Below are 14,908 nucleotides of genomic sequence, written 5' to 3'. Positions count from 1 at the left end.
CTCTAACCGAGCCATTCAAGGACCTTGGAGGCCACGGCCTCCTGGGCTTCCACCTGCGGGTAGTGGCCGATGGTCGGCAGGAGATGCGCACGGGCATCCGGCAGCTCACGCCTCCAAACCTCAAAAACATGCTCGCCTGAGACAGGGTCGAGGGCGCCGTTGATGAGCCCGATCCGGGCCTGGTTTGGCCCTAAAGCACTGACCCAGCGCTCCTTATGGACCTCGCGGTCCTTCATATAGCCAAGCAGCTTGTGTGTGATCCGGTTGCCGGAGTTCTCGCAGATGAGGGACCAGTAGGTGTCCAGCTCTTGTTTGGTCGGCTGGGTCTCGGGGCCGAAAACCTCCGAAAAGCTCTTCCCGAACCGCTCCCGGGTCGTGAGCAGGCTGATAAGGAACCCCAAAGGCGAAGCACCGAGCTTTTGGATCGGCCGAGGGCGATGCTCACCGGGGAAGATGCCGCCATTGAGAAAGACCATCTGGCCGATCGAGAAGGAGAGACCTCCTTCATTCTCGCGCGCCAGCAGCTCCTGACCCACCGAGACGCCATAGTCATGGACCAAGAGGTCCGCATGGCTGATGCCGAGCTCGCCGAGGAGCGCTTCCTGAAGATCCGCCTGCCGGTGGATCGAATAGCCGGAGCTGGGTTTCGCGGAGAGCCCGAAGCCCAGAAGATCGCAGGCGATCACGCGATACTTCTCCGTGAGTGCCTGCCAGATTGGCGTCCAGTCATGGGACGAGGTTGGGAAGCCGTGGATCAGCAGGAGCGGGGGGCCGTCACCATCCGTCCAGTAGGCGATGTCATGCCCCTCAAAGCGGAGGGTCTGGCGAGCGCTCTTCCAGCTAGCAAGGACCATCATCCCGCCGCTTCGTCCTTCGGTTTGTTCACCCACAGCATCACAGGCTTGAGCGGGAAGGCCCAGGCAACGCCAGCGACGATGAAGAAGAGGAGATCAACGATCTTGTTCTCCGGCAGCATGTCCCAGATCCACAGGCAGAGCCCTGCGTAGATGAGCAGGAAAGGCATCACGCCGAGAGCGATGATCAGTTTCTTCTGCCTTGGGTCCATGGTGGCCTCCGTGGTCGATTTGACCCCTTGGGAAAGGGGCATCGCTGCGCATATAGGAGCGCGATGCTGAACACCACCAATCCCTCCCACCGCCCCGTGGCGATCTGGCTCACGCTGATGGCCGTGCTGATCGCGATCATGGTCGTCATCGGCGGTGCGACGCGGCTCACCGATTCAGGCCTTTCGATCACCGAGTGGGACCTCGTGATGGGGACCCTCCCGCCGCTCAGCGATGCGGACTGGCAGGAGGCTTTCGCGCTCTACAAGCAGATCCCCGAATATGAGCGGGTCAACGCCGGGATGAGCCTCGAGGAGTTCAAGTTCATCTTCTGGTGGGAGTGGGGTCACAGGAACCTCGGCCGCTTCATCGGCCTCGCCTTCCTCATTCCGATGGTCGTCTTCTGGGTGCAGGGACGCGTCACGGGCGCATTGAAATGGCGGCTACCGGGGCTGTTCCTGCTGATCTGCCTGCAAGGGGCGATTGGCTGGTTCATGGTGAGCTCGGGCCTGTCCGAGCGGGTGGATGTCAGCCAGTACAGGCTGGCGCTACACCTTTCGACCGCGCTGGTGCTCTTTGCACTGATCGTCCTTCAGGCCGTGGCGCTGGTGAAGCCGCGCGGGTTTGCAGAAGTCGCAGACCCGTGGGTCGGGCGGAGCGCCGTAATCCTTCTCGCGGTGAGCTCGGTGCAGATCGTGCTCGGTGCATTCGTCGCGGGGCTCCGGGCCGGGTCGAGCTACAACAGCTGGCCGCTCATGGACGGAAAGTTCGTACCCGACGGATATTTCGGCGCTGACGCTAGGGTGCTCGATCTCTTCGAGAGGGTCGAGGCCGTGCAGTTCAATCACCGGACGATGGCTTATGCCGTGATGGCTGCTGCTGCCGTCTTCGTGTGGAAGGCTCTGCAGGCTGGTGAGAAGCGGATCGCCCACATGGTCGGCGGCGCCATTACGTTGCAGGTCATTCTTGGTATCTGGACGATCGTCGCAGCAGTGCCGCTATGGCTGGGCCTCGCCCACCAGGCAGGGGCGCTGTTGATCCTCGCGACCCTGACCTATGCGGTCTACGGACTTACCGGCCGTCCTCTTCCCCGGTCGGCGGCAGAGGCGCCTCAATCTCTTCAAACCCAGGCTTCCTGATATCGAGCTCGAGGCCTTCGTCGGGAACGGAGAAGGCGGGTTCTTCGGAGGTCATGGGCGCACGGAGCGATGTGAGGCTGCCTGGCAGTCCCAGCGCATTGGCGACCGAACTCCACCCGACAAGGTGAAGGCTGCGCTGCTCATCAAGGACGATCAGCGCGCCATCCCGGAGGACGCCGCCGAAATTGCCGTAAGCCGGACGAACCATCAGGGGACGGAGCGGCTCGCCTTCCTCGGTCTGAAGGTCGAGGCTCTGGTCGTTGACCGTCAGCTTGCCGGAAAGGCCGTCTGCCGCCACGGCGAAGACTTCGCTGCCAGCGCCGATCAGCGTCGAGGCATCAGGATCGAGGGGAGTCGGCTCCAGCCCGTCGATCGTCAGGCGGTCCCAGCCATTGGGCGACTGGAAGTAGAAGTCACTGCCCACGGCTGCGCAGGCGAGGGTGTCTGAGGGCACATCGCGGATCGGCAGGCTCGTCTCACCAAGAACAACGGTCGCGCCTACGCCGGAGACGGCCATGACAAGCTCGCCGTCGGAGCAAAGGCTCTTGGGGTTGCCAAGGGTCGTGAGGCTTCTCGGATCGGTGCCCATGTCGCCGATGGAGCGCGCCTCGACCGATCCGTCGACGGAGAGGGTGACGAGGAGAGCCTCGCCGCCTTCCATCTGCGCCGTCGCGAGGAACCGCGCCGCTGGGGAGGCCGGAATGGTGCGCGCTTCGCCGCCATCGGCCCTGACCATGGTGATACCCGCATCGCCATTGGCTGCGAAGATCAGGCTCTGGAAGCCGAAGGGCTGCATCTCCCACGCGGTGAGGTCCGTCACGGCGCTTTCGAACGTGCCGAGGAGGATCTCGGCTTTGACCGCCGTGAGCCGGGTCTCGGGCTCTTCCGTCGTCTCGGGCTTGGCCGCGATTTCAGGCTCGGGGGCGACGCTTTCCTCTGGCGCCTCGGGCTCGCCTCCGCAGGCGGTGAGGATGAGGAGGGCCGTCGAGGCTGAAAGAAGGGTACGCAGGGTCATGGGCGACGTCTCGGGTGTCATTGCGGAACAGCTGATTTATGGGAGGTGGCCACCGATTGCCAGCATCGGTTCGATTGCGAAAGGGGCAGGTTTTCAACCGCCTAGACGAGGCGAGCGAAATGCGGTATTCCTATACCGTAGAAATAACGCGCTGAAACAGCGTTTCTTTTGGAGCGCTGATTGACAGAAACGCGCCAGCGGGGCATCTGGCCGCCTTCGCATTCATCCAAAGGAAAGAGCGATGCAAACGGACGCCTCGCGCACCTACAACACCAAACCCGCTGACGTAGAGAAAAAGTGGGTTCTCATCGACGCCGAAAACCTCGTCGTCGGCCGCCTCGCTTCGCTGATCGCGATGCGCCTGCGCGGTAAGCACCTGCCGACCTTCACGCCGAACGTCGACGATGGTGACAATGTCATCGTCATCAACGCCGAGAAGGTGGCCTTCACCGGCCGTAAGCGGACCCAGCAGACCTACTACTGGCACACCGGTTATCCGGGCGGCATCAAGTCCCGCACGGCTGACAAGGTTCTCGACGGCCGCTTCCCCGAGCGTGTTCTCGAGAAGGCCGTGCAGCGCATGCTCCCGAAAGAGAGCCCGCTGGCCCGCCGTCAGTTCAAGAACCTGCATGTCTATGCCGGTCCGAACCATCCCCACGAAGCGCAGAAGCCGGAAACGCTCGATATCGCTTCGCTGAACTCCAAGAACACGCCCCGCGGCTAACGGAAGACTTGAGACATGAGTGAGACCCAAGGCCTCGACAGCCTCAAAGAACTGGCCACCGAAACCGGCGTCATCGCTGAAGATGCTGCCGCCGTTGAGGAGACCGTCGTCCTCGCAGAGCCGAAGATCGACGAGCTTGGCCGCTCCTACGCCACCGGCAAGCGGAAGACCGCCGTTGCGCGCGTCTGGATCAAGCCGGGCTCCGGCAAGATCACCGTCAACAAGAAGGACTACACCGAGTACTTCGGCCGTCCGGTTCTTCAGATGGTGCTGCGCCAGCCCCTCGAAGCGGCTGAACGCCTCGACCAGTTCGACATCTTCTGCACCGTCAAGGGCTCGGGCCCGTCGGGACAGGCCGGTGCGATCCGTCACGGCATCTCCCGCGCGCTGACCTACTATGAGCCGGGCCTGCGCGCCGTGCTCAAGAAGGGCGGCTTCCTGACCCGCGACGCACGTGCGGTCGAGCGTAAGAAGTACGGTAAGGCCAAAGCCCGCCGTAGCTTCCAGTTCTCGAAGCGCTAATTCGCCGCATCTGCAGGCGTTTCCATCGCCTTGCCCGGGGTCTGGCCTAACTCCTGAACTTAGGAGTTTGCCATGCCCCGCTATGATCTCGGCGCGATCCAGGACTTCCCTGAAAACGCGCCGACCAAAGCCTCGACGGCCTGTCGCGACCTTGTCGTTGTCAGGCGCGGCGAGGCTTTTTTCGTTCTGGACCATGACTGCCAGCATTTGGGCGCGCCTCTTTCGGAGGCGATCATCGAGGATGACTGCCTCGTCTGTCCCTGGCACCGGGCCCTGATCAGGCTTTCGGATGGCCACCTGCAGGAGCCTCCGGGCTGCCGTCACCACCGCCGCTACGAGACCGAGGTCCGCGATGGCCGTCTCACAGTCGAGATCGAGCCGGGCGATCCTTCCTACCGTGAGAGTATGTTTGCTGAGCCGCTGTCCGATGCGTCGGGTCCCAGCAGCATCCTGATCCTTGGCGCAGGCGCAGCGGGCATGTCCGCAGCGCAGACTTTGGCTGAGGAGGGGTACGCAGGCGAGATCACCGTCCTCTCCCACGAAGCCGACCAGACGTTCGATCGCACAAAATTCAGTAAGCAGATTATTCACGACGTTGAAGAGGCGGAAGTCGGTGCGCTGACCAAGCTCCGCCAGAAGGGGCTTCACTTCATCAACAGCCGGGTTGGTGAGGTGTCCCTGAGCGATTGCAAAATCACGCTCGAAGGCGGCAAGGAGCTCTCCGCCGAGGCCATGATCCTCGCAACGGGAGCTGAGCCCCGCACGCTCGATGTTCCGGGTAAGGATCTTAAGGGCGTTCTCAGCATAAGGTCCACCAATGCCGCAGAAAAGCTGGGCCGCTATGCCGATGAGGCCGGAAAGGCCGTGGTCATCGGCTCAGGCTTTATCGGCATGGAGATCGCTTCACTCCTCTGCGATGAGGATATCGATACGACCATCGTGACCGCCGACCGCGTGCCTTTCGAGAAGGTGATCGGCGAACGGCTAGGCCAGCGCCTCCTCCGTGAGCAGAGGGATGCTGGCGTTGAGGTCCTCACCGAAATGAAGGTCGAAGCCTTCGAAGGGGACGCCTCCGTCGAGGCTGTGCGCCTTGAGGACGGAAAGTCGATCGATGCCGATCTCGTCGTCGTCGCTGCAGGCGTCACGCCGCGGACGTCGCTGTTCGGAGAGGCGGAAAAGGCGGAGGACGGGGGCCTGAAGGTCAGCGAAGACCTCAGCCTCAAGGACTTCAGGAGCGTCTACGCAGCGGGTGACATTTGTGTCGCGCCGAGCCGCTTTGGCGCGCTGCGGAGCGAACACTGGCGCTGGGCACAGCAGCTGGGCCGTGCCGCAGCGCTTTCCGCTTTGGGCAAGCCCGTTCCCACGGACATCGCGCCTTTCTTCTGGACAAAGCAGCAGGCAGCCGGAAGCTACGTCTATGCAGGGCATACGGAGGAGTTTGACGACATCCTCTATGAGGGCGAGCCCGACGATGGCGAGTTCATTGCTTATTTCCTTGACGGAGACAGGGTTCCTGCGATCTTTGCGTTTGGAATGGCCGACAAGGTCTCGCGGCTCGAGCGTCAACTGGCGCATCAGGGGCCGCTTCGCAGGGATGAACTGGACCTCTAATGGGAATACTGAAGGGCGTACACGTCCTGATCGCTGAGGATGATTTCCTCATTGCGAGCTCTCTTGAGGAGCTGATCGAAACCCATGGCGGCACCTCGCTGACCCTTTCGAGTGTCGCCGAACTCATGCGGGTCGATCCGACGCCATTTGACGTCGCGCTGTTCGACCGCACCCTCTCGGATGGTGAAGTTGACGAGGTGGCCCAGGAACTCGCCGCCAAAGGCCTGCCCTACGCGATGCAGAGCGGCGCTGATCTTTCGGGCGACATCCCAGAGGGCTGCATCGGCGTCCTTGGCAAACCGGTCAGCGAGACGCAGCTCGTCAGCCTTCTTTCTGCGTACGGAAAGTCATAAGCACCCCGCCCAGGATGAGGGCGCTGGCAAGGATGAAGCGCACGCTGATCGCCTCGCTGAGAAGCAGTGCGCCAAGCCCTGCGGTCATGGGCGGAACGAGCAGCTGCACGGTCCCCGCTGTGAGGCTCGAGAGCTTTGGTAGCACCTGATACCAGAGCGCGTAGCCAAGACCTGATGTGACTGATCCCGACAGGATGGCCAGCATTGCGCCCTCCGTGGTCATTGGCTGGCCTTCGCTGAGGAGCACCGCGAGGAGGGTTGCCGGAACGCTGGCGAGCGCGAAATTTCTTGCGTTGCGCGCTACGGGGTCATCGGATCCCCTGCCTAAAAGCGTGTAGACCCCCCAGCCTGCACCAGCGATCAGCATAAGGAGCATCGCCCAGAGGGGTGCGCCGCCCTGCTCTGGCTTGAGGAGCCACAAGAGGCCGCCTAGTGCGACCAGGATCCCCGCAGCCCCCACCGGCCCCAGTCTCTCACCGCGTGCAAGGCCCCATCCAATGGTCGTCAGCTGGACAGCTCCGAAGAGCACGAGGGCGCCAAGTCCTGCATCGAGCGCGACATAGGCGAGGGAGAAAGCTGCGACGTACACGAACAGGCTCGCTGCCCCCGGCAGATCTCTAGCGCGTGGGAGCAGCTTTGCTCCTCTCACGGCCGAGATGAGGAGGAGGACGGCCGCCCCCGAGGCAAGACGCAGGAGCCCAAACTCCTCCGGACTGATCCGCTCACCGAGCAAAGCATAACGGGTGAGGAGGGAATTGCCGGAAAAGGCGAGGAGGGTGAGGCCCACGAGGATCGACGTCTTGAGCATGGTGACCTCATTCTTTCGTAGGCGCCTCAAGCAGTCCGCGTTCGGCGTTCCGCCCGTTTCCTCGAACCAGCAGCTCGGCCATTTTTCGCGCCAAGGCACGTCACGGTTACAGCGCTTCGCTATCCTCGACAGGGCCGAAGACCTCCTCGAACGAAGCACGCAGGGCCTCGTCCGCCGTCTCCATGCTCGCGCCCTCAAGCCCAAGGTCAGAAAGGCTCGTCACGCCGAACGCCTCTTCCTTGATCCCGCAGGGGACAATGCCGCCGAAGTGGGAGAGGTCAGGCGCGACGTTCAGGGATACGCCGTGGAAGGTCACCCAGCGCCTGATCCTGACGCCGATAGCTGCGATCTTGTCCTCTCGGCCTTCGCCGCGGTCGACCCACACGCCGACGCGTCCATCCCGGATGCCGCTCTCGACGCCAAGCCGTTCAAGAGCACCGATGATCCAGGCTTCTGCGTCTTGCACGAAGCGGCGCACGTCCTTCTTCCTGCGCCCGAGATCAAGCATCAGGTAGGCCACGCGCTGGCCGGGCCCGTGGTAGGTGAACTGCCCGCCCCTTGGGCTCTTGAAGACAGGGAAGCGCTCGGGATCGACAAGGTCCTCGATCTTCGCGCTGGTCCCGGCGGTGTAGAGGGGCGGATGCTCGAGCAGCCAGACCGTCTCGCGGCCACCTGCCTGCACCTCGGCGACGATCCGCTCCATGGTGTCGGTGGCCTCCCGATAGGGCACCGGGCGGTCGCTCCTCCGCCAGAGCACGGGCTCCGCGAGGTAGTTGGGGCGGTCGTTTGTCGTCACCCGCGGCACATGCGGATTTTCTTCCAAGAATGGAAGGGTGACCGCTTGCATCGCCAGAATCCTTTTGCTACCCGCGCCTCTCGCTCGGAGGGAAACCTCCAGCCAAGTGCGGTCGTGGCGGAATTGGTAGACGCGCAGCGTTGAGGTCGCTGTGGGGTAAAACCCGTGGAAGTTCGAGTCTTCTCGACCGCACCATTATAACATTCTCAGTCCATTGTTATCATTCAGGAATTCACGGTTATCCGTGTACTTCCTTGTGCTTTTTGGTGTTTTTGCACTACAAATTGCACTACAAGCCATGGTTTGAGCATGCCTTTCCGCACCAAACCGACGAGCCTCGTTGCATCCGATCCCGATCGTTACCTGAAGCGACGAGGACGCCGATGGCATTATGTCCGGCGGGTCCCGAAGCACGCTGAGGCGCACGACCAACGCGGCACGATCCAGGTCTCGCTGAAGACGACTTCGCAAGAGGTTGCGCGCCTCAAGCGCGATGCGCTCGAGAAAGCTGACGACCTCTACTGGTCAGGTGTCGCCGACGGCATGGCCGCAGAAACTGCTTTCGAGCGGTACGATGCGGCCAGGACCAGAGCGCAAGCGCTCGGCTTCGATTATCTGACTGCGGAGCGTATCGCTTCGACGCTGCCTGTCGAGGAGATCGTCCGCAGGATCGAAGCGGCAGGTCAGCCGGGACCCGGAGACGCCGAAGCAACCTTGGGCGGCGTCGAAGAGCCGAGCCTCAAGGTCCGCGAAGCGATGGAGTTCTACCTCGAAACCATGGCGGTCGATGAAGCACGCGGCATGAGCCCGCATCAGCTGACCCAGCGCTTCAAGGTCAAGCGCCATGCGGCGGAGGACTTCATCGAGGTCGTCGGCAACAAGCCGGTGCTCGAGATCACGAGGGCCGACGCCCAGCGCTACTATAAGTACTGGCTCGCCCGGATTGACGGGAAGGGTGGTCAGAAGAAGGTCTCCGCAAACTTTGCCAACCGCAACTTCGGCAATATGCGGAAGCTCTTCAGGACCTATGCCAACTGGCTCGCTCTAGACGCGAAGAACCCCTTCGAAGGATTATCGTTCAGCTCACGGAAGATGGAGAAGGGTATCGTGCCGCCTTTCGATCCCGATTGGCTGAGGGACAGGATCCTGAGGCCAGGCTCCTTCGGAAAGCTCAATCGCGAGGCACATCTGATCTTCCTCGCACTCATCGAAACAGGCTGCCGTCCTTCGGAAATTTGCAATCTGACGGCCGAGAACATCCGGCTTGATGACGAGGTGCCCCACATTGCCATCCGCTTCCGGGCTGATCGCCAGATCAAGACCGAGGCCAGCGTCAGAGAAATTCCTCTACTGGGTGTGTCACTCGCCGCGCTCAGGCAAGCCCCGAACGGCTTTGAGCGCTACCGAGACAAGGAGACCGCCCTCTCAGCGGCACTGATGAAATCACTCAAGGTCAACGACCTGCTGCCGACGCCGCAGCATGGCGTATACTCGGTACGCCACGCATTCGAGAAACGCATGCAAGAGGCAGGGCTCGACTACGACCTTCGCTGCCGACTCATGGGGCACGCTAACTCCCGACCCAAATACGGCGACGGCGGATCACTCAGCTGGCGACGTGACCAGCTGGCGAAGATCACTCTCCCGTTCGATAGCGATGTGCTTCTTTGCTGAAGAGCTGGCCTTATCGTTACCTGAAGTCAGGTAGCGATCGAGCCTTGAACGCTTGCGATCAAGAGCTTCCAGTTCGCTTTCCAGGCGCTCGAGGATCGGCCAGTAGGGGGCATCCTCCGGCGCTGGTTCGTCCGAAATAATCTTCGCCAGCGCCCGCAGAGATGAGCGGAGACGGATGGCGTCGATAGGAATTGTGGGCATCGGCTAGGCGTGCCGCACGGATCGAAAGCGGTACTTTGATAGCCGACGAGGCTTCAACGACACAGGGCTACAACATGTACCTCCTTACTCTGAAGACACGGCGCAATCTGACCTATCGCAGGGGCGACAGCAGGATGGGGTATGACTGAAAGTATCCATGTGTGGACGGCGCTGTTGGCAAGAGTTTTCTTCAGGCGTCGTAGCGGATGTTGGTCGATAGCGGCCATGTGTTCGGCCTGTTGATGCGGCGCGAACACCGCTGGCCTTCATGCTTTCCGCGAATGAGATCCCGATCAAAAGCACGCGCTCGAGGCGCCCTGGATAGAATGGGTTTTTCTCTTTCCCGGTTTCGACCGGTTCCGCATGACTGCGAAGATGCTCTCTCCAACCTCGTTGGCGTCTCCGCGAAGAGACGCGATCTCGTTTAAGCGGCGGCCGGTACGGTAGGTACCGGGTCCTTGTAGGTTCCGCCCTTCGTCATCAGTGCCCAGACCATCCTCGCGATCTTGTTGGCGAGGGCTACGGCAGCGATCTTCGTCGATCGGCGCTCAAGCAACCTGACGAGCCATGGTCGGCGCGTACCGTGGCGCTGAGCGTACCGGATCACGGCGAGAGCTCCGGTGACGAGTAAGCCTCTAAGGTATCGATCGCCACGCTTCGAGATGCCACCGAGACGCTCTTTGCCTCCGGAAGATCGCTGCTTCGGTACCAGCCCCATGAAGGCGGACAGGCTTCGACCAGAGCTGAAGGCCTTCCCGTCGCCAATCGTCGCGACCAGTGCGGTTGCCGAAAGAGGCCCGACGCCTGGGATTGTCGCGAGCCTCTTGCTGAGCTCGCTATCGCGATGCCAGCGGTTGATCTGGCGATCGAGATCGAGGATCTGCTGGTTCACCTGATCGAACTGGATGATCAGCATCACCAGGCAGTCCCGAACCGGCCCCGGAATGCGGTCATCCTCATGGTCCGCCACTATGGCCGCGAGCTGCTCGAAGCCGAGCCGACCAATCGGCGCGATGATGCCGAACTCCGCAAGGTGGGCTCTGACCGTGTTCACCAGCCTCGTTCGGTGGGTCATGATCATCGTGCGTGTACGGTGCAGAGTGAGAACGCCTTGCTGTTCGACCGACTTCGGCGTGACGAACCGCATCGTTGGACGGGTCACCGCTTCGCAGATTGCTTCTGCATCCGTCGCATCGTTCTTCTGCGACTTCACGTAGGGCTTCACATAAGCGGGCGGCATCAGCTTCACTTCGTGGCCGAGTTCGGTGAGAACGCGAGACCAGTGGTGGGCCGTGGCACAGGCCTCCATCCCGATCAGACAGGGCGGAAGCTTTGCGAAGAATGCTTCGACCTTCGGGCGCCTGAGGCTCTTCCGAAAGACGACCTTACCTTGCTCATCGACTCCATGAACCGCGAAGACGTTCTTCGCCAGATCGACCCCGACGGTGACCACACGCTGCTGCATCCGACTTCCTCCTGATAGCGGAAGCCAACCTTACCTCGGCTGGCGACGCTCGGTGGAGCGCCGTCCACAGCATCAAAAGCGGTCATTGGCTCCCGGTGAGCTTGTTTCGCTTTCGAGCCATGGTGCTTGTAGATTCTGGTGACCTCCCCTGCCTCAAGGTCGGTTTCTAAGGACCAACCTACACCTTGAGGCTTGCGCAGAACCAATCCATTCAGTTCGATCAGGTCGCCAGCGGGGCGTTTTGCGTCTCAAAGTGTTGTCAGACGCGAGCAAGAACAATAGAAGAACATATGGTGGGAAAGTCGCACATCGAATGGACCGAAATGACGTGGAATCCCGTGACGGGATGCACGAAGGTCTCGCCTGGGTGTAAGTTTTGCTACGCGGAGAGCCTGGCCAAACGTTTGAAGGCCATGGGGGCAAACGGGTACGACAATGGCTTCCAGGTCAGTCTTCTCCCGGAACGCCTGGATCAGCCGCGACGGCGCAAAACGCCGACTATGTGGTTCGTCAATTCGATGAGCGATCTCTTTCACGACAAAGTCCCATTTGCCTATGTGGAACGGGTGATGGAGACGATCACGGAAACGCCACAGCACATTTATCAGATCCTGACCAAACGACCGAAACGAATGGCAAAATTCTTCGCTAGGCGCACTGTCCCGGAAAATGCATGGCTCGGTGTGACAGTCGAGGACCGAAAATACGGTGTTCCCCGCATATCGGTCCTGAAAGGCGTACCGGCGAAAACCCGGTTTTTGTCTGTCGAGCCGCTACTCGAAGATGTGGGGAATCTCGATCTTGAGGGAATCCATTGGGTGATCGTTGGGGGCGAGTCAGGGTCGAAGGCCAGGCCGATGGAAGCCGAGTGGGCCCGCAGCGTTCGCGATCAGTGCGCGCGAGATAATGTGGCGTTTTTCTTTAAGCAGTGGGGGTCCCACGGCGACGATGGGGTTAGAAGAGCTAAGTCAGCCAATGGGAGAGAGCTTGACGGGCAAACCCATGACGAGATGCCGTTGACGGGATAAGGTTGGTGAATGGCCACGAAGCACTACGAATGGAGAATAGGAAAGCCGCCGCCGATTCTAGGTGATCACAGTGTTGCGAAGCATCGGATCATTGATCGTTATGTGCGGAAGTATCTCGAAATTTGCACGTCGACGCCGGTGCAGGAGCGGCTGAATTTGACGATTGTTGACGGGTTCTCCGGCGGCGGGCGGTACCGTTATCGGGACGAGGAAGTGCCTGGATCGCCTCTCGTTCTCTTGGATGCTGTTGCGGAAATTCAGGATCAACTGAACCGAGAGCGGCGCAAAGGTTTTGAGATCCGTACTGACTTTCTGTTCGTTGATATAGATAGGCGTAATACGGATTATCTACAGTCCGTGATTGAACAGTCGTCTCACGCTTCAAGCCTTAGCGACACGATTCATATTTGGACTGATGATTTTAATGAGAGGATTGATGATGTCATTGGGGTGGTGAAGCGTCGCTCACCGCAGAAGGGCCGGTCTTTGTTCCTGCTCGATCAGTACTCGTGGAAAGATGTGACGTTTCGGTCGATCAGGCGTATTTTGGGAGAGCTCGAGAAGGCTGAGATTTTTCTCACCTTCATGGTCGATAGCCTCATTGATTTTATGACGGAGAAACGGGGCGAACTCCAAGGCTATCGGAACGTTGAGCTTGACCACGGGTTCATTCAAGAGCTGTTGAAAGAGAAAACGGAGAGTAAGGGATGGCGCATGGTCATCCAGAACGAGCTTTACAGCCACCTTCAAGAAGCAACGGGCGCGGAATATTACTCGCCATTTTTTATCCGTTCGCCTGAAGCGCATCGCAGCTACTGGTTTTTGCATTTGTCGCGTCACCGTGAAGCCCGAAACGTGATCGGCAACATCCACTGGGATGAAAGCAACGTGTCGCTGCACCACGGTCGTGCAGGGCTTCAGGCCCTCGGGTTTACTGGCAAAGCTGATGCCATGCAGGATATGCTTGGGGGGTATGAATTTGATGAGACAGCGCGCCGAGCATCGCGAGAGAGTTTGTTGCAGCAGATTCCCCAGATTATCCGCGACGGAGTTGATCCGGATCGGGCCCCATCTTTGGAGCAACTTTTTGGCAGCCGATGCAACGACACCCCTGTCACCCGGGAGCTTTTTGAGGAGGCGTTGGTAGAATTGCGCCAATTGGGCGAAGTGCGCATCGAGGACATCTATGGCAAGGACAAGCCTCGGTCTCCTAAGGTGAGCTGGAGTGACCGGATCGTGTTAGCCCGCCAGCCGTCACTCTTTGGCCCGTTTGGTCCATTGGCTGCTGAAAAGTAAGCATGTTCCGCCGAACGGAACCGATTGAGAACCGTTATCGATTTGCTAAAGTCGGAACGGCAGAATCAGATAGAAGATAAGGTAGAGAAGCTGTTGAATTCGTGGATGAAACATCAAGCTGACATGCCAGGATGGGAGGTCTTGCCTCTGTTTCCCGACCTGCCGCCATGTCCGCCAGCGTTCATCCATGAGAGAACGGACGGGTTTGAAGACCCATTTCTCGATGAATTGATGCTTTCAGCGCCCGTGCAAAGACTGAAGCATATCGGATTCCTCGGCGCGATTGATTACATGAAGGCGCCAAATGGGACGGATCCCCATCGGCGTCGGCATAACCGGTTCGACCATTCCGTTGGCGTCGCTGAACTTGCCCGGCTCTATGCAGATATTCGGGGGCTAAGCCGTCGGGAAACGCGTGTGTTAACAGCGGCTGGCCTCCTTCATGACATCGGCCATGGCCCTCTCAGTCATACGCTTGAGCCGGTTTTTCGCGAGAAATTTGGCCTCACACACCATCAGTCTGGTGATGATATTCTGCGTGGGCGGTCGCCGTTTGGAGACGACATTCTCGACATTATGTCCGCCTACAAAGTCGATCTCGATGAAGTTGTCGCTATGATCGAGGGTAAGCATGATGGTCCGCATGCGTATCTATATAGCGGCCCCATCAACCTCGACACGATCGAAGGCATCAGTCGCTCACGCGCTCTCTCGATGAAGAGCGGTCGTCCGCTTCCGCCAAAACGGCTGGTGGCGGAGATGGCTTTAGGAGGTGACGATCTGCCGACGGGACTGATGGATGAGTTTTGGAAGCTCAAGGACGAGGTTTATAATCTGGTTATCCATCATCCCTGGGGCCTCGTTTTTGACGGGCTCGCTCAGGCCTACATGGCTTATTCAATTGATGACTTTGGTCCGGACGATTTTTTGAAGACGGAAGACCAGCTGCGGAATAAGACGCCGGAGCTCTTTTACATTTTTGCTTGGGCGCAGCGGTCCCATAAGCGTGCCTATCATCGGGTATCGGAAATGGTCCCCGAAGTTCTTGATTATGAGCTCAAGGCGCCCAGGAGGTCATTTACCGTGAACCGGGACGTCACGGTTACGCGACCAACCGATCTCAGTCGCCGCTACACACAATCAAAAGTGCACCGTATGGTGACCATCGCTGACCTTGTCGCGAGCAATGCAACGCGCGAGGCGGCGTTCTAG

The 14,908-nt window shown here is 60.1% G+C and carries 15 protein-coding genes and 1 tRNA gene; 10 read left to right on the top strand and 6 right to left on the bottom strand.

Translation table 11 applies throughout. The features are described from left to right. Positions 1-2: 2 nt before the first annotated feature. Both HK107_RS12270 and HK107_RS12265 read right to left on the bottom strand, forming a co-directional pair. Positions 3-857 carry an alpha/beta fold hydrolase gene (locus HK107_RS12270; RefSeq protein ID WP_173200188.1) on the bottom strand — a complete coding sequence of 285 codons (855 nt, stop codon included), beginning with the start codon at positions 855-857 and terminating at the stop codon, positions 3-5. Then, positions 854-1,108, bottom strand: a complete 255-nt coding sequence (locus HK107_RS12265; protein WP_173200186.1) for a DUF2842 domain-containing protein — start codon at positions 1,106-1,108, stop codon at positions 854-856. Before HK107_RS12265 ends, HK107_RS12270 begins: the two co-directional genes overlap by 4 nt. A gap of 21 nt (positions 1,109-1,129) precedes the next feature. On the opposite strand from HK107_RS12265, the gene HK107_RS12260 reads away from it, so the two are divergent. Continuing rightward, entirely contained in the window at positions 1,130-2,203 is a 1,074-nt protein-coding gene (locus HK107_RS12260) for a COX15/CtaA family protein (protein WP_173200184.1), read from the top strand. On the opposite strand, the gene HK107_RS12255 is transcribed toward HK107_RS12260, so the two are convergent. Continuing rightward, positions 2,136-3,218, bottom strand: a complete 1,083-nt coding sequence (locus HK107_RS12255; protein WP_173200182.1) for a TolB-like translocation protein — start codon at positions 3,216-3,218, stop codon at positions 2,136-2,138. The genes HK107_RS12260 and HK107_RS12255 overlap by 68 nt on opposite strands. A 241-nt stretch (positions 3,219-3,459) precedes the next feature. Here HK107_RS12255 and rplM point away from each other — a divergent pair, with 241 nt between their 5' ends. The 4 genes from rplM (at position 3,460) to HK107_RS12235 (ending at position 6,428) form a co-directional block, all read left to right on the top strand. Continuing rightward, the gene (gene rplM, locus HK107_RS12250) at positions 3,460-3,942 is read left to right on the top strand and encodes a 50S ribosomal protein L13 (protein ID WP_173200180.1); all 483 of its coding nucleotides are present in this window, start codon (positions 3,460-3,462) and stop codon (positions 3,940-3,942) included. A 15-nt stretch (positions 3,943-3,957) separates the two neighbouring features. After that, on the top strand, positions 3,958-4,464 hold the full coding sequence (gene rpsI, locus HK107_RS12245) for a 30S ribosomal protein S9 (protein ID WP_173200178.1): 507 nt from the start codon (positions 3,958-3,960) through the stop codon (positions 4,462-4,464). 72 nt (positions 4,465-4,536) lie between these two features. Then, positions 4,537-6,075, top strand: a complete 1,539-nt coding sequence (locus tag HK107_RS12240) for an FAD-dependent oxidoreductase (RefSeq protein ID WP_173200176.1) — start codon at positions 4,537-4,539, stop codon at positions 6,073-6,075. After that, entirely contained in the window at positions 6,075-6,428 is a 354-nt protein-coding gene (locus HK107_RS12235; protein WP_173200174.1) for a response regulator, read from the top strand. Before HK107_RS12240 ends, HK107_RS12235 begins: the two co-directional genes overlap by 1 nt. Here the strand turns inward: HK107_RS12235 and HK107_RS12230 are convergent. Then, on the bottom strand, positions 6,397-7,236 hold the full coding sequence (locus HK107_RS12230) for a DMT family transporter (protein ID WP_173200172.1): 840 nt from the start codon (positions 7,234-7,236) through the stop codon (positions 6,397-6,399). The two genes, HK107_RS12235 and HK107_RS12230, sit on opposite strands and share 32 nt — an antisense overlap. A gap of 106 nt (positions 7,237-7,342) precedes the next feature. Next, on the bottom strand, positions 7,343-8,083 hold the full coding sequence (gene lipB, locus HK107_RS12225; RefSeq protein WP_173200170.1) for a lipoyl(octanoyl) transferase LipB: 741 nt from the start codon (positions 8,081-8,083) through the stop codon (positions 7,343-7,345). A 57-nt stretch (positions 8,084-8,140) separates the two neighbouring features. Here lipB and HK107_RS12220 point away from each other — a divergent pair. Beyond that, positions 8,141-8,227, top strand: a tRNA-Leu gene (locus tag HK107_RS12220). A 114-nt stretch (positions 8,228-8,341) separates the two neighbouring features. Then, positions 8,342-9,706: a DUF6538 domain-containing protein gene (locus HK107_RS12215; RefSeq protein ID WP_173200168.1), complete on the top strand. Its 1,365-nt coding sequence runs from the start codon at positions 8,342-8,344 to the stop codon at positions 9,704-9,706. Positions 9,707-10,331: 625 nt separating this feature from the next. Here the strand turns inward: HK107_RS12215 and HK107_RS12210 are convergent. Beyond that, positions 10,332-11,372, bottom strand: a complete 1,041-nt coding sequence (locus tag HK107_RS12210) for an IS110 family RNA-guided transposase (RefSeq protein ID WP_173200166.1) — start codon at positions 11,370-11,372, stop codon at positions 10,332-10,334. A gap of 290 nt (positions 11,373-11,662) precedes the next feature. Here HK107_RS12210 and HK107_RS12205 point away from each other — a divergent pair, with 290 nt between their 5' ends. Genes HK107_RS12205 through HK107_RS12195 form a run of 3 tightly spaced genes read left to right on the top strand, consistent with a single transcriptional unit; the run spans position 11,663 to position 14,908 of the window. Next, positions 11,663-12,400, top strand: a complete 738-nt coding sequence (locus HK107_RS12205) for a DUF5131 family protein (protein WP_173201504.1) — start codon at positions 11,663-11,665, stop codon at positions 12,398-12,400. 9 nt (positions 12,401-12,409) lie between these two features. Further along, positions 12,410-13,696: a three-Cys-motif partner protein TcmP gene (locus tag HK107_RS12200; RefSeq protein ID WP_173200164.1), complete on the top strand. Its 1,287-nt coding sequence runs from the start codon at positions 12,410-12,412 to the stop codon at positions 13,694-13,696. Between the two features lie 24 nt (positions 13,697-13,720). Further along, positions 13,721-14,908 carry an HD domain-containing protein gene (locus HK107_RS12195; RefSeq protein ID WP_173200162.1) on the top strand — a complete coding sequence of 396 codons (1,188 nt, stop codon included), beginning with the start codon at positions 13,721-13,723 and terminating at the stop codon, positions 14,906-14,908.

This window comes from Parvularcula mediterranea, from assembly GCF_013085255.1.
GTDB lineage: Bacteria > Pseudomonadota > Alphaproteobacteria > Caulobacterales > Parvularculaceae > Parvularcula > Parvularcula mediterranea.
This window is presented reverse-complemented; position numbering and strand designations above follow the sequence as displayed.